The 18,316-nt window shown below is 71.9% G+C and carries 18 protein-coding genes; 8 read left to right on the top strand and 10 right to left on the bottom strand.

The genetic code is table 11. From position 1 onward, the window contains the following. Positions 1-22: 22 nt before the first annotated feature. Genes QI633_RS27500 through QI633_RS27490 form a run of 3 tightly spaced genes read right to left on the bottom strand, consistent with a single transcriptional unit; the run spans position 23 to position 2,309 of the window. A complete protein-coding gene (locus QI633_RS27500; RefSeq protein ID WP_282429368.1) occupies positions 23-832 on the bottom strand; it encodes a GIY-YIG nuclease family protein in 810 nt (269 codons plus the stop codon). Then, positions 829-1,494 (bottom strand): hypothetical protein, encoded by a 666-nt coding sequence (locus QI633_RS27495; RefSeq protein ID WP_282429367.1) that lies wholly within the window; start codon positions 1,492-1,494, stop codon positions 829-831. Before QI633_RS27495 ends, QI633_RS27500 begins: the two co-directional genes overlap by 4 nt. 41 nt (positions 1,495-1,535) lie before the next feature. Continuing rightward, the gene (locus QI633_RS27490; RefSeq protein ID WP_282429366.1) at positions 1,536-2,309 is read right to left on the bottom strand and encodes a hypothetical protein; all 774 of its coding nucleotides are present in this window, start codon (positions 2,307-2,309) and stop codon (positions 1,536-1,538) included. A gap of 418 nt (positions 2,310-2,727) precedes the next feature. Between QI633_RS27490 and QI633_RS27485 the strand changes: the two genes are divergently transcribed. Next, positions 2,728-2,985 (top strand): hypothetical protein, encoded by a 258-nt coding sequence (locus QI633_RS27485; RefSeq protein ID WP_282429365.1) that lies wholly within the window; start codon positions 2,728-2,730, stop codon positions 2,983-2,985. A gap of 260 nt (positions 2,986-3,245) precedes the next feature. Here QI633_RS27485 and dprA read toward each other — a convergent pair whose 3' ends face one another. From dprA to QI633_RS27460, 5 genes are all read right to left on the bottom strand, one after another. Beyond that, positions 3,246-4,277, bottom strand: coding sequence for a DNA-processing protein DprA (dprA, locus tag QI633_RS27480; protein WP_282429364.1), 1,032 nt, complete (start codon positions 4,275-4,277; stop codon positions 3,246-3,248). Next, a complete protein-coding gene (locus tag QI633_RS27475) occupies positions 4,274-4,429 on the bottom strand; it encodes a hypothetical protein (RefSeq protein WP_211730933.1) in 156 nt (51 codons plus the stop codon). The genes dprA and QI633_RS27475 overlap by 4 nt, the downstream gene beginning before the upstream one ends. Positions 4,430-4,443: 14 nt before the next feature. Further along, positions 4,444-5,472, bottom strand: coding sequence for a DUF4192 domain-containing protein (locus QI633_RS27470; RefSeq protein WP_282429363.1), 1,029 nt, complete (start codon positions 5,470-5,472; stop codon positions 4,444-4,446). A 14-nt stretch (positions 5,473-5,486) separates the two neighbouring features. Beyond that, positions 5,487-5,876, bottom strand: coding sequence for a single-stranded DNA-binding protein (locus tag QI633_RS27465; RefSeq protein WP_282429362.1), 390 nt, complete (start codon positions 5,874-5,876; stop codon positions 5,487-5,489). Positions 5,877-6,098: 222 nt separating this feature from the next. Beyond that, positions 6,099-6,554: a hypothetical protein gene (locus QI633_RS27460; RefSeq protein ID WP_282429361.1), complete on the bottom strand. Its 456-nt coding sequence runs from the start codon at positions 6,552-6,554 to the stop codon at positions 6,099-6,101. Positions 6,555-6,866: 312 nt separating this feature from the next. On the opposite strand from QI633_RS27460, the gene QI633_RS27455 reads away from it, so the two are divergent. The 6 genes from QI633_RS27455 (at position 6,867) to QI633_RS27430 (ending at position 11,027) form a co-directional block, all read left to right on the top strand. Continuing rightward, positions 6,867-8,453, top strand: a complete 1,587-nt coding sequence (locus tag QI633_RS27455) for a ParB N-terminal domain-containing protein (RefSeq protein WP_282429360.1) — start codon at positions 6,867-6,869, stop codon at positions 8,451-8,453. Positions 8,454-8,569: 116 nt separating this feature from the next. Then, positions 8,570-9,574 carry a DUF932 domain-containing protein gene (locus tag QI633_RS27450; protein ID WP_282429359.1) on the top strand — a complete coding sequence of 335 codons (1,005 nt, stop codon included), beginning with the start codon at positions 8,570-8,572 and terminating at the stop codon, positions 9,572-9,574. A gap of 76 nt (positions 9,575-9,650) precedes the next feature. After that, positions 9,651-10,112, top strand: a complete 462-nt coding sequence (locus tag QI633_RS27445) for a hypothetical protein (protein WP_282429358.1) — start codon at positions 9,651-9,653, stop codon at positions 10,110-10,112. Continuing rightward, positions 10,112-10,417 carry a hypothetical protein gene (locus QI633_RS27440; protein WP_282429357.1) on the top strand — a complete coding sequence of 102 codons (306 nt, stop codon included), beginning with the start codon at positions 10,112-10,114 and terminating at the stop codon, positions 10,415-10,417. The genes QI633_RS27445 and QI633_RS27440 overlap by 1 nt, the downstream gene beginning before the upstream one ends. Continuing rightward, positions 10,414-10,659 (top strand): hypothetical protein, encoded by a 246-nt coding sequence (locus QI633_RS27435; RefSeq protein WP_282429356.1) that lies wholly within the window; start codon positions 10,414-10,416, stop codon positions 10,657-10,659. The genes QI633_RS27440 and QI633_RS27435 overlap by 4 nt, the downstream gene beginning before the upstream one ends. Further along, entirely contained in the window at positions 10,656-11,027 is a 372-nt protein-coding gene (locus tag QI633_RS27430; protein WP_282429355.1) for a hypothetical protein, read from the top strand. The genes QI633_RS27435 and QI633_RS27430 overlap by 4 nt, the downstream gene beginning before the upstream one ends. A 61-nt stretch (positions 11,028-11,088) precedes the next feature. Here the strand turns inward: QI633_RS27430 and QI633_RS27425 are convergent, their stop codons facing one another. Then, positions 11,089-11,616 (bottom strand): hypothetical protein, encoded by a 528-nt coding sequence (locus QI633_RS27425; RefSeq protein WP_183595610.1) that lies wholly within the window; start codon positions 11,614-11,616, stop codon positions 11,089-11,091. After that, entirely contained in the window at positions 11,597-11,986 is a 390-nt protein-coding gene (locus QI633_RS27420) for a hypothetical protein (RefSeq protein WP_282429354.1), read from the bottom strand. The genes QI633_RS27425 and QI633_RS27420 overlap by 20 nt, the downstream gene beginning before the upstream one ends. Positions 11,987-12,286: 300 nt before the next feature. Here QI633_RS27420 and mobF point away from each other — a divergent pair, with 300 nt between their 5' ends. After that, positions 12,287-18,184, top strand: coding sequence for a MobF family relaxase (gene mobF, locus QI633_RS27415; protein ID WP_282429353.1), 5,898 nt, complete (start codon positions 12,287-12,289; stop codon positions 18,182-18,184). Positions 18,185-18,316: the final 132 nt, after the last annotated feature.

Genomic DNA, 18,316 nt, shown 5'->3' with positions numbered 1-18,316 from the left:
ACGGCCGACACAAGTCGCTGGATCAGTTGCGGTTGAGGCCGTGTCGGCGGGAGTCGAGCGCGTACTTGTAGTGACTCTCGGCGGCGTCGATCTCGCGAGTCGGGGTCGCGGGATCGAACACCCTCAGCACCGACAGGCGGAAGCTGGACGGGTCCAGGTTGCGGAGCTCGACGTTGCCGCCGTGACCGTTGGTCGCATACGCCGCCCAGCGCTGCAGGATGTTCTCGGCGCCGTCGGCCTTGCCCACGTAGTGGCGACCGTCGCGGGTGTCAGTGATGAGGTAGACCCCGATCACGGACGAGAGGGCGGTGCGCCAAGCGGCGTAGCGGTGCTCGCGGATGACAGCCTGCAGCTGGGGGTAGTCGAGCGTGAGCGCGTCGAATCCGGGGAACCTCACCGGCTCGGCGTCGGCGATCTCCATCACCGGGTACGCGGCCGCGGTGGTCGCGTGGATCCGCCAGGTCCGCGGGGAGCGCCACCCGATGACGAGTCGGTTGCGCAGGTCGCTCATCAGCTCAGACTGCTCGAGGTGGAAGGTGCGACGCAGGCCGTCGTTCTGCGTCTCACCGTGGTTCACCAGGACCGACCACAGTCGGGCGCGGTCGCCGCCCTCGGGGCGGAACACGATCCAGACGCCTGGAGGCTGCGCCGGGAAGATCCGGGGGTTGGCCGCCTGGACGCTCGTGTAGGCCAAGATCTCCTCGTCCGAGGAGTCACCGTGAAGGCCTACCGTCCCGTCCTCGTGCTCGCGCACGTAGGCGTGCCGGATGACCAGGGCCTCGGCCGGGTCGATGCCCGCGCTGGCGATGATCGAGGCGAAGGTGAGCGTCATGCGGGATCTTCCGTTCCGGGGGCTGCTGGAGCCGCGGCGATGCTGACCAGCACGTCGTGGCCAAGTGAGGGGTCGACGGCCACGTGCAGGCCGAGGTCGGTGATCCGTCCGTCCTTGGGATGCCAGTCGCGGTCGTCGCGGGTGCGGCCCAAGAGCGGGTCGAGGGCGTCGATCGTGGGCTTCCACAGGGTCAGCCAGTTGCGCTGCGGACCGACCACGAAGGACAGCTGCAGCTGCACGGCGCCGGCGGGGATCGCTGCGGTGTCGACGACCGCGGATCGGACCTGCTCCTTGTACGCCGCCGTCGAGGCCGAGGCGGTGGTGCGGACCGTGTAGGTGGCGTCTGGGCCTGCGGCCTCGGCAGCCGGGGCGACGAGGACACGCGAGGTGTCGGCGTGCCTCTTGGTGCACCACACCGCCACGAGGTCCTCGTTGCGGAGCCGGGTGGCCAGCGGGAAGGCGTAGTTGTCCAGGTCGGCCATGTCGACGAGGTCGCGTCCCCGAGGTAGGCCGACCTCGAGCAACAGCGCCCAGGGGCCGCGGCTGGCCGCCTGGTGGGGCGCCAGCAGCTCGGCGGTGTCCTCGAGGTACTCGCGGAGCCGGACCTGGTCGGGGTCGGTGGACTTGTTCCAGCTGGCCAGGCGTGGGGTCTTCCGGAGCACCAGGCCGTCCCCCGTCGGGCGGCGGTACCACCTCGGCGCGGTCAAGGGCGCTGCACCGTTCCCGCTTCGTCGACCCACCAGACCTCGATCTTCGCCGCGGCGAGCGACCCGGCCGTCTCGGCGTGCAGGTCGCGGTAGCGGGGGAAGTCGGGCAGGGCGATCACACTGCCCCACTCGGGCTCCTTGCTGCGCAGGCGCATGGCGGCCAGCACGGCTTGGGAGTACCAGTGGCCGGCCTGGGTGCTCGGGCTGGTGCGCTTGGCCTCGCCGGCGCGGGCCGGGTCGGCGTAGTTGCGGCTGGGGAACCCTTTGACCTCCACCCCGACGGTGCGGCCGTCGCGGGAAGCGATCACGTCGATGCCGTGCTCCTTGGTCGCGGTGTTGGCCACCGAGAGGATTCGCCATCCCTCCCTCGCCAGTGCCGTGACCAGAGCGGCCTGAACGTTGGCCTCGGTGTGCCACTCCCCTCCGACCTCGACCGGGGTGGCAGCAGCAGGTCGCGGCGGGGTCGACGCGGCCGCCGCGCCGCGCAGGGGTGGTGCCATGGTGCGTGGTTCGACGTTGCCGGCGACCTCGAACCCCAGCGCGGCCAGGTGGCGGCGGGCGGTGTGGGAGATGAACTCGGAGCGTGGGATGCCGGTGGCGGCCTCGAAGGCCTGGATGGCCGGGAACCAGGTCCCGTTGATCCTGACCGCATGCTTGCGGATCGCGTCCGGGGTCACGTCGATCAGGCGGGCCTCGACGTCCTCGCGCGTCAGCTCGTAGCGCTGGCCGTTCAGGGTGAACCGGATCGGCGCACGGCCCTGACTGTTCATGGCCAGAAACTACGGCACTCGGCCGACACAAGGAGGTCGGTTCATCGACGTTCGACGCCTGCCTCAGAACGTCCGGGCTTCGAACACGTGTTCTACCCTAGGTCTCATGGCGGGCGGCGGTTACGGGCGCGGGGCGGGTATCCCCTTGAAGGATCGCGTGCGCGTCGACGACGCCGACCCTGGGGCCTCGCGGCCTACCGCAGCGGCAGCTAGCGCCGAGCAGCCAGGGCGTCACTGCTGGGTCAGTGTTCCCGTCGACGCACCACATCCGCGGCCGGGGCTGCTCCTGGAGTGGCGGCTGGCCGGGCACCTGTGGGAGGGCAGGGTCGTCTACGTCGCGCAGCTGCGACCAGGCCGATGGGCCACGGTCGAGGAGTGGATCCCGGCCGAGCTCCTCACCACTGAGTGAGCAGACTGCATGTCTGCCAACCCGCCGAAGAACGATGCGTGGCGGCCGTACGGCGACGTGCGGTTCGTGCTGATCCGGAACACCGGCCGACTCAAGCCATCCCGGGGCCTCATCCTCGACTGGAAGCGCGAGGGCCGGCGCTGGGAGGCCCTAGTCGTCTGGCATGACGACGCGGCGCTGAAACCGGTCGTCAAGATGGACTGGTTGCGAATCGAGGACCTGATCCCGGTCCCGGTGGATCCCAACTGGACCGGCGGTCTCGATTAAGGGGCCCCCCAGACATGCTGTGGCCACGAGGCGCGTCAGCTCGCCCAGCTGAGTAGATCCGGCGGCCCTTCCAGGACCCGCTCGACGCTGACGCTCCAGATCCAGTCAACGTGGACGGTGGGCGCCGCGGGCGGGGCGGACAGGTCGATCATCGGTGATGCCTCCTTGTTCGACGTCGTCGAGCGGACCTAGGAACTCTCAGCAGCGTAGGTGGGCGTACCGGCGGGAGTCCGGTTATCCACAGGGCGTCCGGTGGGCCATCAGCGCCGAGGGGCGGAGGCCGGGGCCGGCGGCCCGAGGATGTGGCTTTGCGCGGAGCGCACGGGTCCCGGGATGAAGGACTCGTCGAGATGTGCGGCCGCGGCCGCCGTGGAGTAGGCGTGGGTGGTGAGGTCGGTGATGACCTCTTGGGCGTTGGTGACCATGCTGACCTGCCCGAGCCGGATCAGCTGGTTCACGCCGGCCGAGGCGGCGCTGGTGACGGGACCTGGGACGCCCATGACGGGCCGGTGCAGAGCATTGGTCCACTGTGCGGTGGTGAGGGCGCCGCTGCGGAAGGCTCCCTCGACGACCACCGTGCCTTCGGACAGGCCGGCGATGATCCGGTTCCTCGCGAGGAATCGGGCGCGGGTGGGCGCGGTGCCGGGTGGCGCTTCGGCGACGACGAGGCCGCGCTCGGCGATCGCCTCGAGCAGCTGGGCGTGCGCGGCCGGGTAGGGCCGGTCGGCCCCGCACGGCATCACGGCGATGGTCGGGCCGCCGGCGAGGAGGGCGCCGCGGTGGGCGGCCTGGTCGACGCCGTACGCGAGTCCGCTGACGACGGTGTGGCCCATGGCCGCGAGGTCCCGGCTCAGCTCGGTGGCCTGATGCGTTCCGTAGTCCGTCGCGGCGCGCGACCCCACTACGGCCACGGCGTTGGCTGCGAGCTGGTTGAGGTCAGCCGCTCCCCTGACCCAGAGTCCGACGGGTTCGCCGCCGCGGTCGTGCAGTGCGCCGGCGCCGCGCAGGCCCGCGAGCTGGTCGGGCCACTCGGTATCGCCGGGGATGACGAACCGGATGCCGCGGCCGGCGGCCTGCTCGAGGACCTGGCCGGGGTCGACGTGGCCGAGTTCCTGGCCGATGGTGAAGCCCCAGTGGTTCTCCACCTCGCCGGCGGCCTCGAGGTAGTCGAGGACCTTGCCGGCACCGAGCTCGCTGACCAGGCCGGTGATGCGCAGGTCGCCGGGCTCGATGACGCTGCTCAGCTTGACGCGGGCCAGCCGGTCGTCGACGTCGGCGGGCGGGGTCCTCATTCCGGGCCTCCCCACAGCAGGTCGAGGTCGGGTTCGTGGATGACGTCGAGGCGCTTGTCGGCCGCGTAGGCCGCGGGCTCGGGTACGACCAGGCGCCGCAGCTGACGCTCGGTGGTGCTGTGCTGCACCGTGGTGTCGTCGTCGTGGTTCATCGCGGTGGTCCTCCTCAGCGGCCCGGGGCCGGACGGTCGGTGATGGGCTGCGCGCCCGGGATGACGCGCTGCTGGCCGGGTGGCTTCGGAACGAAGGACTCGTCCAGCTCGGCGGCGAGGCCACGCATCTCGGTCTGGTACCGCTCCCACTCGCGGGGATGGATTCCGTTCTGCAGCGCCGAGGCGACGATGGCGGCCATGGAGTAGGGCCGGTCGGCGGGCACCTGGTCGAGGGCGCACCAGGCCTTTGCTCCGTCACCGTGCAGCCAGCTGGCGAAGCCGAGCATGGAGGCCGGAGCTGCGCGGACCTCGTCAGGAGCGCGGCGGGTGAGGTCGTTCCACAGGGCCATATGAGAGGTGCGGTTCTCGCGGCTCATGTCCTCCCAGAGCGCGTCGCGCGTGCTGATCGTCTCCAGGGCCACCAGCATCCGGGCGCCGTCGACGTCGGAGAGCCGGTTGCCGTCGGCGTGGAACTGCTCGAGCCGGTCCAGTGCCCAGTCCCGCTCGAGGGCGGGAGTGCTGTCCGCGGCCGCGGCCCGGGCCGCGGGGAGCAGTTGGGCGATCGGCTCCCGGTCACCGACCATGGAGGCGGCCAGCGAGGCTCGACTGGCCGCCGGCTGGGCGGCGCCGGTCAGGACGGTGGCGGCCGCGATCCGCTCGGCGGTCGCCTGGGTCTGCAGCCCGGTCTGGCCGGTGTTGAACTCACGCCACCGCTCGCCGTCGGCCCACAGCCGGATGTGGGTGGTGATGCCCACGGTCTCGAGGCGGTTGGACAGATGCTGGCTGGCCAGCTCGGCGCTGCGCCGGTCCTCGGTGAAGCAGAGGATCGCCAGCCGGGCTCCGGGGCGGGCGTGGCGGCCGTACGGGCCGCTGAGGGCGTCCCACACTTCCTCACGGTCGGCGGCCGTCTTCGGCAGGTCGACGCGAGTGATGGGCAGCCCGGGCCGGAAGGGCACGAGCACGATCGACTCCTCCGGCTTGAAGCCGAGGACGTGCGGCACCGCCGCCAGCAGCTCGTCCGGGGACTGTACGACGAGATCCATCGGAGCGAACCTCCTCAGCTGGCCTGGGCCGTGTGGGGGGCGCGCTCGATGCGCGCGGAGACGTACTTGAGCGACAGGCCGACCTCGCCGAAGCGGTTGTCGACGACCACGACGTCCTTGGTGCGCTTCTCGCCGGTCTCCTTGTCAGCCCAGGCCTCGGTGCGCTCGAGGCCGTGGACGAAGATCGGGTCGCCGGATCCGCAGCTGTCGTGCACGTGGGTGGCGGCCGAGCCGAAGATCTTGACGTTGTGGGCGGTGGGCTCGTCGTTGACCCACTCCCCCTGGTCGTTCTGGGTCCGGCGGTTGACCAGGACCCGGCAGCTGACGAACGGCTTGTTCTCGCGGGTGTAGAGCAGCTCTGGCGCCTCGGCCAGGTTGCCGGCGAAGGTGACGGTGGTCGACATGACTTCCTCCTAGGTGAGGCGAGGACGTTGAGTCCCGCAGTCACCTAGGTCCCGTCGGGGTCCGGCAGCGATCACATCCGCCGAACTAGTTGCTCGAGCTCGCGTGCAGCCGGGCATCCCCACAGCGCACAGAAGCGCCCCGACCGGCTCTCGGGTACCAGGTCGGGGCGCTGGGAAGGACGCTCGACGCAGCCACCGACACAAAGCGGGCGGGCAGCTGGCCTACCGCGCTGGCCGGCGCCGCGGCGGGCGGTTGCTGAGCTTCTGCGGTGGCGGGGGCAGGTCTCGGCCCAGCCGCCGGCGGGCCTCCTCGGCCGCGGCGATGACTGCCTCCTGGGCGAACGCGGAGCGGGCGAGCATCCGGCCGAGCTCCTGGCGATCGGCCACGAGTGCGTCTTCGACCGCCTCGATGGTCGAGGCCGGCAGGTCGTGCTTCTTGTTGAAGCTCTTGCGGGTCACGCTGACCAGGGCGGGATGGTTCTCGCCGGCGGCCGCGACCTCGGCCCGCTTCTGCGGTGAGCGCTTGGCGTGCACCTCGAGCGCCTGGGCGAGCCACCCGACGAACGAGCCGGGCGAGTCGGCGTCGGTGTCCAGGTCGGCGATGTAGGCCGATCGGGCGAGGTCCCACACGCCGGGCTTCCAGTAGATCCCGACCGGGATCGTGGTCTGGCTCGTCACCGGATCACTCCCCTGGCCTCGGCCGCCGGCGCCGAGCTGCAGCGGCTAACACCAACGCCGCTGCATTCCCGGTCGGGGCCCTGCGCAGCCGTTCCCACCCTCGCCTGATTTCCTTCCGTTCCAGCCAGCTACCAGGTGCAGCTGCGCCGCGCCACCGCAGCGGAGTCCGCGCCCGCCGAGGCCGGGGTTATCCCCACCCTCACCGGGTGCCCACCTTTCCACAGGTGCGCCCTGTGGCCCGGTAGGCGTCGGCCCCCATTGGGAGACTGAGTCCTGTCAGTTCTTTCTATTCTACTCATGGAGGACAGCAGCATGACCGACACCATCCAGACCCCCGCCGACACCGCCGCCGACGAGGCCACCGAGGCCGTCCAGGCCGAGGAGTTCCTGTACCTCGACCCCGCCGACATCATCATCGGCACCAACGTCCGGACCGACCTGCGCGCCGACCACAAGGAGTTCCGCAAGTCGATCAAGGAGCGCGGCGTGCTGGAGGCCGTCACGGTCTACCGCAACGAGGACGGCCAGTACGTCCTGCTGCGCGGCCAGCGCCGCACCGTGACCGCCGCCGAGGTCGGCACCCCGACCGGGCTGATCCCGGCCCGCGTCGTGCCCCAGCCCGCCGACGCCGACCGGATCGGTGACCAGATGGTCGAGAACATCCACCGCGCCGGGATGCGCGAGGCCGAGATCGTCGCAGGCGTGGAGCAGCTGGCCCTGCTCGGCGTGAGCGCCGCGCAGATCGCCAAGCGCACCAGCATCGACCGCCCGACCGTGAACGCCGCCCTGGCGGTCACCAAGGCCGACCAGAGCCGCAACCGCCTCGACTCCGGCGACCTGACCTTGGAGGAGGCCGCGATCTTCGCCGAGTTCGAGCACGACCCCGAGGCCGTCGAGCGACTGGAGAACGCCAAGCGGTGGCGGCGCTCGCTCGCCCACGAGGCCCAGCGGCTGCGCGACGAGGCCGCAGAGCGCGAGGCCGACGCCGCCGAGGTCGAGCGGCTGCGCGCCGAGGGCCTGCCGGTGCTGACCGCCGAGGAGGTCGAGCAGGCCGACGAGGTGCTGCGCATCGAGCGGCTCGTCACCGAGGACGGCGAGCCGCTGCCCGAGGAGGAGTGGCCCAACGTCCCCGGCGCTCGCGTCCACGTTGTCAAGGAGTGGGTCTACCCCGAGGACGAGTACGACGAGGAGAGCGAGGACGGCGACGAGTCGGAGAACGAGGACTACGAGCCCGCCGAGCCCTACCAGCAGTACGTGCCGGTCTGGGTCGTGACCGACCTCGCCGCCTCCGGCCTGCGCCGTCGCGGCGTCTCCGGCAGCACCAGCGCCGACAGCAGCGACGAGGGCGAGAGCGAGGAGCAGGCCGAGGCCCGCCGCGAGGAGCGCCGCCGCGTGATCGCCAACAACAAGGCCTGGGCGAGCGCGGAGACGGTGCGCCGCGAGTGGCTGGCCACGTTCGTCGCCCGCAAGACCGCCCCGAAGGGTGCCGAGGCCCTGATCTGCGAGGCCGTCGTCACCGGCCACCACTCGCTGAGCAAGGCCATGGACCACCGGCACCCGATGCTGTTCACGCTGCTGGGCGTCGACCGTCCGACCGGCTACTACGGCGCGGGGCACGACGAGTGCCACAAGATCGCCACCAAGGCGAGCACGCCGAAGGCCGCGACCATGACCACGCTCGCGGCCGTCATCGCCGCGTGGGAGGCCACGACCGGCAAGCACTCGTGGCGCAACCCGACCGCGTGGGACGCCCGCGTGCTCGGCGCGCTCGTGGAGTGGGGCTACCAGCCCAGCGCGGTCGAGCGGATCCTGCTCGGCGAGCAGCCGCAGACGAGCACCGGCAGCGACGAGCCGGAGGACGAGGCCAGCGACGCCGAGGCGAGCGACAGCGCCGCCTGACCGGCCTCCACTCCCCCACCTGAGGGCGATTCTTCCTGTGGAGAACCGCCCTCAGTGGAATAGAAACCATAGAATGAACTCAGTTCGTTTGATCCGCTACCCGGGAGGACCCCGACATGTCACACGAGATCGAGACCCACGGCTCGCAGGCCGCAGCCGTCTTCGCCCGCAAGGACGCCTGGCACCGCCTGGGCACCACCGTCCGCGACCGCGCATTCACCGCCGAGGAGGCCATGACGCTCGGCCACCTGGGCGGCTGGGACGTCCGCAAGTTGCCGCTCACCACCGCCGAGGTCAGCGAGGGCGGCGTCACCGCGATCGAGGTCCCCGGCTTCGCCACGGTGCGCACCAACCCGTTCACCGGCGAACCCGAGGCGCTCGGCGTCGTAGGCGGCGGCTACACCCCGCTGCAGAACGAGGACCACGCCGAGTTCCTGAATCTGCTGGCCGACGAGTCGGGCGCGATCTTCGACACCGCCGGGTCGCTGCGCGGCGGTCGGCAGGTGTTCATCACGATGCAGCTGCCGAACTCGCTCACCGTCGGCGGCACCGACCGCGTAGACCTGAACATCGCCGCCCTCAACAGCCACGACGGGTCCAGCGCGTTCCGCATCCTCGTGACCCCGGTCCGCGTCGTGTGCGCGAACACCCAGAGCGCGGCCCTGCGCAACCACGAGTCGTCGTTCTCGATCCGGCACACCCGCAACGCCAAGGCCGCCGTACAGGCCGCCCGCGACGCGCTCGGGCTGACCTTCACCTACGTCGACGCGTTCCAGGTCGAGGCCGAGCGGCTGATCCAGCAGACCATGACCGACGCCGCGTTCGACGCCCTGATCGACGCCACGTTCGGCAAGGCCGAGGCCAACGCGACCAAGCGAGTCCGCGAGACCGAGCGCCGTCGCCGCTCCCGGCTGCACTGGCTCTTCGCCGACGCCGAGACGCAGGCCGGCATCCGCGACACCGCGTGGGCCGGCTACCAGGCCGTGGCCGAGTACGTCGACCACTACGCCCCGGTCCGCACGAAGGGCGACGAGCAGACCGCCCGGGCCGCGCGGGTGCTCACCAGCGACGACCCCGACCGGATCAAGCGCCGCGCCTGGACCGCGCTCGCCCCGGCCTGACCGTCACGCCAGTTCCTCCGGTGGCGGGCTGAGACCCCGAGTCCGGCCCGCCACCGGCCCAACCGAAGGAGGAGCCATGACCGACACCACCACTCACGCCGACCTCGCCACCGAGCAGGTCCGCGCCTGGGATCTCCGCCCCACCGACACCCTGGTCGACCCCGACACCGGCATCGCATTCCCCATCACCACCGTGAGGGTGGATGAGCCCGGCCGCGCCGGACGCGAAGTCCACATCGCAGCCCCGGTCCTCGGCCCCCGCACCCTGCCGCTCAACCAGTTCGTCACCATCGCGAAGCGAGACACCACCCCGACTGGCACCGCCGCCGACATCACCGCCAGCGCGGCCAAGGACCGGCACACCCTCAGCGAGACGGCCTGCGACCTGATCGTCATCGAGCACCGGCTGCGCGACGTGCGCCGGTGGACCCCCGAGACCGCCCGCGCCCACCTGGACGTGGCCCTGTCCAGCGTCGCCACGGCGCTGGACGCCCTGCACGCCGAGTACGCCACCCGCACCACCGAACAGGAGCAGTGATGACCGAGCAGACCCAGCCGGACCCGACCGGCACCGTGATCAGCGAGCGCGACCAGCGCCGCATCCTCGCCGCCATGATGAAGATGCCGTACGCCGCCAGCAGCCGCGGCCCGAAGCCGTGGACCGCGATGGGCGAGACGGTCACCGCCGAGGCCGTCGTGGCGTTCCTCGTCGGCCTCGCCGAAGTCCTGACCGAGGTCGGCGCCGAGAACGACCAGCACCGGCGCCGCCTGTTCTCCCTCGAGGCCGACGTGCAGGCGTTCCGCCGCCTCATCGGCACCGCACCCGCCGAGGTGACCCCGTGAGCGCGCACATCGAATGGCTGGCCGCCCGCGAGACCAGCCTCCAGGTCTTCACTCCCGGCGAGGACTGGGTGGGAGCCGGTGAGCACCGCCAGCCGGTCCTGACGCTCGCCGGTGACGACGTGGTGGCGATCCAGGGCACGCCTGCGGAGTTGCGGGCGCTGGCTGCCCGCATCAGCGTCGTCGTCGCGGCCGCGTCCACAAGGCTCGACCGCTCGACCGACCGGGAGGACCAGCCAGCATGAGCGACGACGCCACGCTCCGCGCCCTTGAGGCCCGCGCCACCCCAGGCCCGTGGACACCTCACGGCGACAAGATCCGCGCCACCGCCGCCGACGCCCTGATCCCGGACAACATCCTCGTCGCCTACGCCGGTGCTCACTGGCAGCGGCTCGGGATCAAGAAGTACCCGCGCGGGGGCGACGTTCCCGAGCACGCGCCCGACGTGGAGTTCATGGCCGCCGCCCGCACTGCGCTGCCCGACCGCCTCGACCGTCTCGACCGCATCCGCGCTCTTCACGCCAAGTGGGGCGAGCAGTCGCCCGAGGACGCGGACGGCTACCTCGACCTGTGGGAGACGCTCGGTCGGCTCCTCGACGGCGAGCCAGCCTGAGCAACAACCGCAAGGCCGCCCGCACCATCGACGGTGCGGGCGGCCTTCTGCGTCCGGCTGGTCACCAAAGGGTCAGTTGCTCGCCCAGCAGCTCCTGGAGCCGCGCGAGGTCATCGGCCACGAGCTGCGGGTCCTCACGCGCCAGATCGCGCAGTTCCCGCGCCCGCCGACGCGGCCCGCGCGGGTCGGCCAACGGGCTGTAAGGCAGCCGTCGCTGCACCGACCACTCGCGCCGGTTCTGCGCCGCGCTCGACACCACGACGTGATCGGGTGCGATCCGCTGGCACAGCGGGTTGTGACAGCGGTGCCCGAGCAGCCGCGCCTCCGCGAGCGCGTCAACGCCGTGCATGACCGCGTACGCGAATCGGTGGGCGATGATCACCCGCCCCGGCGCATACCAGAACCGGCCATGACCGCCGCCGTCCGTGCGCTCCCGCTCGGACCGACCGGCCACCGCGCCGGTCCACCACAGGCACTCACTGCCCGGCACCGTGGCGACCTTCGCCCGGTACCGGGTGAGCACCGCCGGATCGGCGATCGCTGCCGCGACCGCCGCGAGGCCGGCGTCATCAAGCCGCCGAACCGGCACCCGCTCCCCCGCTCTCGGCAGCCGCCAGCGCGGTCGTGCCGTCGCCGCCCTGCTCGCCGCCGCCGTCCTCGGCCTGGGGCTCACTGGCGAGCCGCCGCAGCCGCGTGGCCTCCCGGACGCTCACGGTCTCCCCGCACCACTCGACGGCCTCACTCAGGGACAGGCCCTCGCGCTCGGTCAACTCCCGCAGCGCCTCACCAGCGCGCTTCTCGGTCTCGGCCACAGCCGCGTCGCGCTCACCGATGGCGACCATGACCTGCTCGGCCAGGTCGATCACCCGGCGCTCTCGCGCCTCACGCTCCTTGCGCCGCTTCTCGGCCATCTCCCGCGCCGTACGCCGCGCCTGCTGCTTGATCGTCTGCTGACTCATCCGGTCCTCACTCGTGTCGACATGGACTCTGACAGTCACCTACGACATTTCGCCGTCCCCGAGCGATCACCGAACCCCAGAAACCTTCAAACCCGCTCCCCTCGACCCATCCAGCCAGCCCGATCCGAACCCGACGCCCCAGCCGTCACCCACGCCCCTCAGCGTCCCCCCAGATTTCCGCGACCGACCAAGTGCCACACACCTCTTGCATTCTCGGTTCGCCGAATAGAAAGAACACACCAGAAATCCGGCCGAAAGTGATCGCCTGCCACGCGCGCACGCACGTAGGTGACCGTGACGATGAGCCTCCACAAGCTGACGGCCGGGTCGGGGTACGACTACCTGACCCGCCAGGTCGCAGCGATGGACGCCACCGACAAGGGCCACACCGGGCTGGCGAGCTACTACACCGAGAAGGGCGAGACCCCCGGCGTGTGGCTCGGATCGGGCATGGAGGGCATCGAGGGACTCGACGCCGGGGACATCGTCACCGCCGACCACATGCAGAGCCTGTTCGGCTCCGGACACCACCCGCTGGCCACCCAGCGCACCAAGGAGCTGGACCTGCGCATCGGCCGCGACGAGGCCGGCCGCCCGACCGAGGCCGACTACAAGACCGCGGTCCGCCTCGGCACCCCGTACAAGGTCTACGACAACGACGTCAGCCCGTTCCGGATCGAGGTCGCCAAGCGCATCGCGGCCCTCAACGAGGCCGCCGGCCTGCCCGGCGACTGGCCGGTCCCCGCGGCCGACCGGGCCAAGATCCGCACCGAGGTGGCCGCGGAGTTCTTCCGTGCCGAGCACGGCCGCGACCCGGCCGACGCCCGCGAGCTTGCCGCCACGATCGCCAAGCACTCCCGCCCGAAGACCAACGCGGTGGCCGGCTACGACCTGACCTTCTCCCCGGTCAAGAGCGTCTCGGTGCTGTGGGCGATCTCCGACCCGAAGACCGCCGCGGTGATCGAGCGAGCCCACCAGGCGGCGATCAAGGACGCCCTGGACTTCATCGAGTCCAAGGCCCTGTTCACCCGCCAGGGCACCAACGGCGTACGCCAGGTCGACGTCCGCGGCCTGATCGCCACCGCGTTCACCCACCGCGACTCCCGCGCCGGCGACCCCGACCTGCACACCCACGTCGCCGTGGCGAACAAGGTCCAGACCCTCGACGGCAACTGGCTGGCCATCGACGGGCGACCGCTGCACAAGGCGGTCGTCTCGGCCTCGGAGACCTACAACACCGCGCTCGAGCGGCACCTGGTCGACGCCCTCGGCGTCCAGTTCGCCGAGCGCCCGAACGAGGACGCCCGCAAGCGGCCGATCCGCGAGATCGTCGGCGTCGACCCCGAGCTCAACCGCCGCTTCTCCAAGCGCCGGCTCAACGTCGAGGACCGTCGCAAGGTCCTCGCGGCCGCGTTCCAGGCCACCCATGGCCGTCCCCCGACCCCGGTGGAGACGATCCAGCTGTCCCAGCAGGCGACGCTGGAGACCCGCGAGGCCAAGCACGAGCCGCGCTCGCTGGCCGAGCAGCGCGAGGCGTGGCACCGCGAGGCGGTCGAGGTGCTGGGCACCCCGCAGCGGGTCAAGCAGATGGTCCACGGCGCGCTGAACCCGAAGGGCGCGGCCCGCTCGCTGGCCGACTCAGCTTGGTTCGCCAAGACCACCGACCGCATCGTGGCGACGATGGAGGGCAGCCGGTCCACCTGGCAGTACTGGCACGTCTACGCCGAGGCCCAGCGGCAGGTCCGGGCCGCCAATGTGCCCACCAACCAGGTCTCCCAGGTCGTCGACCTGCTGGTCAGCGAGGTCCTCGACGACCACTCGGTGAGCATGGCTCGGCCCTGGGACACCATCAGCGAGCCGGTCCAACTGCGCCGCGCCGACGGCTCCTCGGTCTACACCCAGGCCGGGGCCGACCTGTTCACCTCGAGCAAGGTGCTGGCCGCCGAGCAGCGCCTGGTCGACGCCGCCGGCCGCCACGACGGGTACGCCGTCGAGGCCGCCTCGGTCGACCTGGCCCTGCTGGAGTCGACCGCCAACGGCATCACCCTCAACGCCGGACAGGCCACCCTGGTCCGGGAGATGGCCACCTCGGGCGCCCGGCTCCAGTTGGCGATCGCGCCGGCCGGATCGGGCAAGACCACCGCGATGCGAGCGCTGGCCAGCGCGTGGGCCGACGGCGGCGGCACCATCATCGGCCTGGCCCCCTCAGCCGCGGCCGCCGACGCTCTGCGCTCCCAGATCGACACCCAGACCGACACCCTGGCCAAGCTCACCCACTCCCTCGAGCAGGCCCGCGAGACCGGAGCCGCGATGCCGGAGTGGGTCGCCGGCATCGACTCCTCCACCCTCGTGGTCATCGACGAGGCCGGCATGGCCGACACCCTCTCGCTGGACGCGGCGGTCTCCTACATCCTCGAGCGCGGCGGCAGCGTCCGGCTGATCGGCGACGACCAGCAGCTCTCCGCGATCGGCGCCGGCGGCGTGCTCCGCGACATCCGCGCCACCCACGGGGCGCTGCAGCTCACCGAGCTCGTCCGGTTCAAGGACCCCGCCGAGGGCGCCGCCTCGCTCGCGCTGCGCGAGGGCAAGGCCGAGGCGCTCGGCTTCTACCTCGACCGCGAACGGGTTCACGTCGGCGACCTGGCCACCATGACCGAGGACGTCTTCGCCGCCTGGCAGGCCGACCGCGCCGCCGGGCTCGACTCGATCATGCTCGCCCCCACCCGCGACCTGGTCAGCGAGCTGAACCAGCAGGCCCGCGCGCACCGCCTCGAGGGGATCGACCCCGCCGACGTCGCCGCCAGTGGCCCGGTCCGCCGGCTCGCCGACGGAAACGATGCCTCGATCGGCGAGCTGATCATCACCCGCGAGAACGACCGCCGGCTGCGCACCTCGGCCACCGACTGGGTGAAGAACGGCGACCGCTGGACCGTCCTGGAGATCCACGACGGCGGCGACCTGACCGTCCAGCACACCCAGCACGGCCGCACCGTGCGCCTGCCGGCCGACTACGTCGCCCGCTCCACCGAGCTCGGCTACGCGTGCACCGTGCACACCGCGCAGGGCGTCACCGCCGACACGATGCACGGGCTGGCCACCGGCGCCGAGTCGCGCCAGCAGCTCTACACGATGATGACCCGCGGCGCGCACGCCAACCACGTCTACCTCGAGGTCGTCGGCGACGGCGACCCGCACTCGGTGATCCACCCGACCCTGGTCCGGCCGCTCACCCCGACCGACATCCTCGAGTCGATGCTGGCCCGCGACGACGCCCAGCGGTCCGCGACGAGCCTGATCCGCGAGCAGGCCGACCCGGCCACCCGGCTCGGTGAGGCCTCCCAGCGCTACCTCGACAGCCTCTACGTCGCCGCCGAGGACCTGCTGCGCCACGAGACCATCACCGGCGCCGACGGCACCACGGTCAACATGGTCGACGCGCTGGACACCGCCGTCGAGACCCTGGCGCCAGGGCTGTCGGATGAGGCCGCCTGGCCCACCCTGCGCGCCCACTTGCTCCTGCTGGGCGCCACTGGGGAGAACCCCGTCGAAGCGCTCCGGGCCGCGGCCGGCGACCGGGAGCTCGAGAGCGCGCGCGACCGGGCAGCGGTCCTCGACTGGCGCCTGGACGCCTCCGGCCTGCGCAACGCGGGCGCCGGACCGCTCCCCTGGATGCCCGGGATCCCCGCCCGTCTGGCCGAGGACCCGCACTGGGGCGCCTACCTCTCCCAGCGCGCACACCTGGTCGAGCAGCTCGCCGAGCAGGTCCACACCCGCGCCACCGAGCAGACCTCGCTGCCAGCGTGGGCGCAGAACGGCATCCGCCCCGAAGCATCCACGGTGGCCGACGTCGAGGTCTGGCGCGCAGCCATGCAGGTCCCCGTCGACGACCGGCGACCGACCGGAGCTCCGCAGCTGCAGAAGGCCTCCTCCACCTACCAGCGTCGCCTCAACCGGGCCGTCACCGGAGACCACACGCCGGCACTCAAGGAATGGCGCCAGCTGCTCTACACGCTGGCCCCGCAGGTCCGCGACGACGAGTTCACCCCGCTCCTGGCCGAGCGCCTGGCCGCGATGTCGCGCGCCGGCGTCACCGCCCACAAGCTGCTGCGCACCGCCACCGCTGCCGACCACCCGGCCGGCCCGCTCCCCGACGAGCACGCCGCGGCCGCGATCTGGTGGCGCATGGCCCGCCAGCTCACGCCGGCAGTCGCCGCGCAGATCGGCGACGGCTCCCACGGCGAGAGCGTCACCACCGACTGGGCGCCGCGACTCGCGGACCTGTTCGGTCCCGAGCGTGCCGCGAGCATCCAGGCCAGCACCTGGTGGCCGGCGCTGGTCTCCAACGTCGACCACGGCCTGCAGCGCGGCTGGCAGCTCGAGGCCCTGCTGGGCGCCGGCCGAGCGATGCCCAGCGACGGCTGGGACGGCGTCGACGAGTGCCAGGCGTTGGTCTGGCGGACCTCGATCGCGATGGAGACCGCCCCCGACGAGCACGCGCACGAGGTCCACTTCGACGAGCCGCCCGCAGACCTGTGGGAGGGCGTCGAGCCCGACCCCGTGGCGTTCGTCGACCACCCCGACGACGCCCCGTGGCCACTGGCCGAGGACCTCGATCCGCCCGTCGACGTAGTCGACGAGCACCTGGTCGACGTGCTCGAGGAGGACCTGGTCGTCGACGTCGACGAGGACCAGTACGTCGAACCGGACCTCACGCTGGCCGCCTACCTCCGCGACCTCGGCGGCACCCGCCTGGAGCCCACCGAGGCCGACATCCGGCTCATGTACCAGCGGGCCGAGGAGTGGCACTCCTCCCCCGTCACGCGTGAGCGCATGGTCGAGATCAACGAGCTCACCCAGGCCTTCTTCGAGGCCCGGTTCACCGACTCCTGGGGCCGCGACTACCTCACCGGCCGGTTCGGGGTCGACCTCGCCGGCGACGCTCGGTTCCGTCCCGGACAGGCGCCGGCCGGGTGGACCAACCTGGTCGACCACCTCCGCGGCCGCGGCGTTAGCGACGCCGAGATGCTGGCCACCGGGGTGGCGACCGAGGCCAGCACCGGCCGCCTCATCGACCGGTTCCGTGACCGCGTGATGTTCCCGGTGATCCACCAGGGCGAGGTGCTCGGCTTCGTCGGCCGCCGCCGACCCGACCTCACCGACGCCGACAAGGCCGGACCGAAGTATCTCAACACCGCCGACACCCCGCTCTTCCACAAGGGTGCGCAGTTGTTCGGCGTCGTCGACGAGCTGCTCGCCGAAGGTGCCGTCCCAGTGATCGTCGAGGGCCCGATGGACGCCGTCGCCGTGACGATCGCCAGCGCCGGCCTCTACCTCGGCGTGGCGCCGCTCGGCACGTCCCTGACCGATGAGCAGGCGGCACAGCTGGCCGCCGTTGGGCGTGACCCGATCGTGGCCACCGACGCCGACTTGGCCGGCGAGGTCGCGGCCGAGCGCGACTTCTGGATGCTCACTCCGCACGGCCTGGACCCCGGCTTCGCCCGGTTCCCCGACGGCCTGGACCCAGCCGACCTGCTGGCCCAGCGTGGTCCGGCCGCGCTCACCGCCGCGGTGGCCAGCGGGCAGCCCGCCTTCCGTGCCCTCGGCGACCAGCTCCTCACCGAGCGGCTCGACAACCTCGCACCCGAGCAGGCGCGCGTGGCGGCCATGCGGATCCTCTCGGCCCGTCCCAGCCGGGCCTGGGAGCCGGGCGTCAACCAGGTGCGGGCACGGCTTCAGCTGTCCCAGTTGCAGGCCCGCCGCGACCTGCGCGACGCGGTCAAGAGCTGGGATGCCGACCCGCGGAAGGCGGCTCTGGCCGAGCTGCACAAGAGCAGCGACGTACGCGCTCGCCTGGCGGCCGCGGCCAACAAGACGCCCGCCGAGCGGTGGGCGCCGCTGGCCCTCGAGCTCGACCCGCGCCTGCTCGAGCAGGGCGACTGGCCGGCCACCGCAGCGATGCTGCAGCAGGCCCACGAGCAGGGTCACGACGTCGGTGCCGCCACCCGTGCGATCGTCACCGAGAAGCCGCTGGGCGACAGTCCCGCCCGCGATCTGCGCTACCGGATCGTTTCCCGTCTCGAGCTCCCGATCGACACCGGCGAGGGCACGCCGGCGCCGACCACGTCGCAGGGAGCAGCGCGCGACCGGCAGGACGTCGACCGCTCGCGGCCGCCGCGGCGCGGCACTCCTCGGCGCTGATTTGCCCGACCGCCCGAGCGGCGGTCAGAGCCTTGGGCACCGACTCCTCCGCCCAATCAAGGTGCCCGAAGGATTTCCGAAATGCCACGTTCCTGATACAGCGCTCTGTGTAATGTTCCTGATACACGAACG

This window comes from Nocardioides sp. QY071 (genome assembly GCF_029961765.1).
Lineage (GTDB): Bacteria > Actinomycetota > Actinomycetes > Propionibacteriales > Nocardioidaceae > Nocardioides.
The sequence above is the reverse complement of the archived record's forward strand: the minus strand, read 5'-3'. Positions and strand labels throughout refer to the sequence as shown.

Bases quoted from the DNA above. Each gene is read 5' to 3' on its own strand.
- mobF (WP_282429353.1), top strand. From the start codon at position 12,287: ATGAGCCTCCACAAGCTGACGGCCGGGTCGGGGTACGACTACCTGACC.
- QI633_RS27420 (WP_282429354.1), bottom strand. From the start codon at position 11,986: ATGAGTCAGCAGACGATCAAGCAGCAGGCGCGGCGTACGGCGCGGGAG.
- QI633_RS27465 (WP_282429362.1), bottom strand. From the start codon at position 5,876: ATGTCGACCACCGTCACCTTCGCCGGCAACCTGGCCGAGGCGCCAGAG.
- QI633_RS27450 (WP_282429359.1), top strand. From the start codon at position 8,570: ATGTCACACGAGATCGAGACCCACGGCTCGCAGGCCGCAGCCGTCTTC.
- QI633_RS27445 (WP_282429358.1), top strand. From the start codon at position 9,651: ATGACCGACACCACCACTCACGCCGACCTCGCCACCGAGCAGGTCCGC.
- QI633_RS27490 (WP_282429366.1), bottom strand. From the start codon at position 2,309: ATGAACAGTCAGGGCCGTGCGCCGATCCGGTTCACCCTGAACGGCCAG.
- QI633_RS27475 (WP_211730933.1), bottom strand. From the start codon at position 4,429: ATGAACCACGACGACGACACCACGGTGCAGCACAGCACCACCGAGCGT.
- QI633_RS27500 (WP_282429368.1), bottom strand. From the start codon at position 832: ATGACGCTCACCTTCGCCTCGATCATCGCCAGCGCGGGCATCGACCCG.
- QI633_RS27440 (WP_282429357.1), top strand. From the start codon at position 10,112: ATGACCGAGCAGACCCAGCCGGACCCGACCGGCACCGTGATCAGCGAG.
- QI633_RS27455 (WP_282429360.1), top strand. From the start codon at position 6,867: ATGACCGACACCATCCAGACCCCCGCCGACACCGCCGCCGACGAGGCC.
- QI633_RS27485 (WP_282429365.1), top strand. From the start codon at position 2,728: ATGTCTGCCAACCCGCCGAAGAACGATGCGTGGCGGCCGTACGGCGAC.
- QI633_RS27470 (WP_282429363.1), bottom strand. From the start codon at position 5,472: ATGGATCTCGTCGTACAGTCCCCGGACGAGCTGCTGGCGGCGGTGCCG.
- dprA (WP_282429364.1), bottom strand. From the start codon at position 4,277: ATGAGGACCCCGCCCGCCGACGTCGACGACCGGCTGGCCCGCGTCAAG.
- QI633_RS27430 (WP_282429355.1), top strand. From the start codon at position 10,656: ATGAGCGACGACGCCACGCTCCGCGCCCTTGAGGCCCGCGCCACCCCA.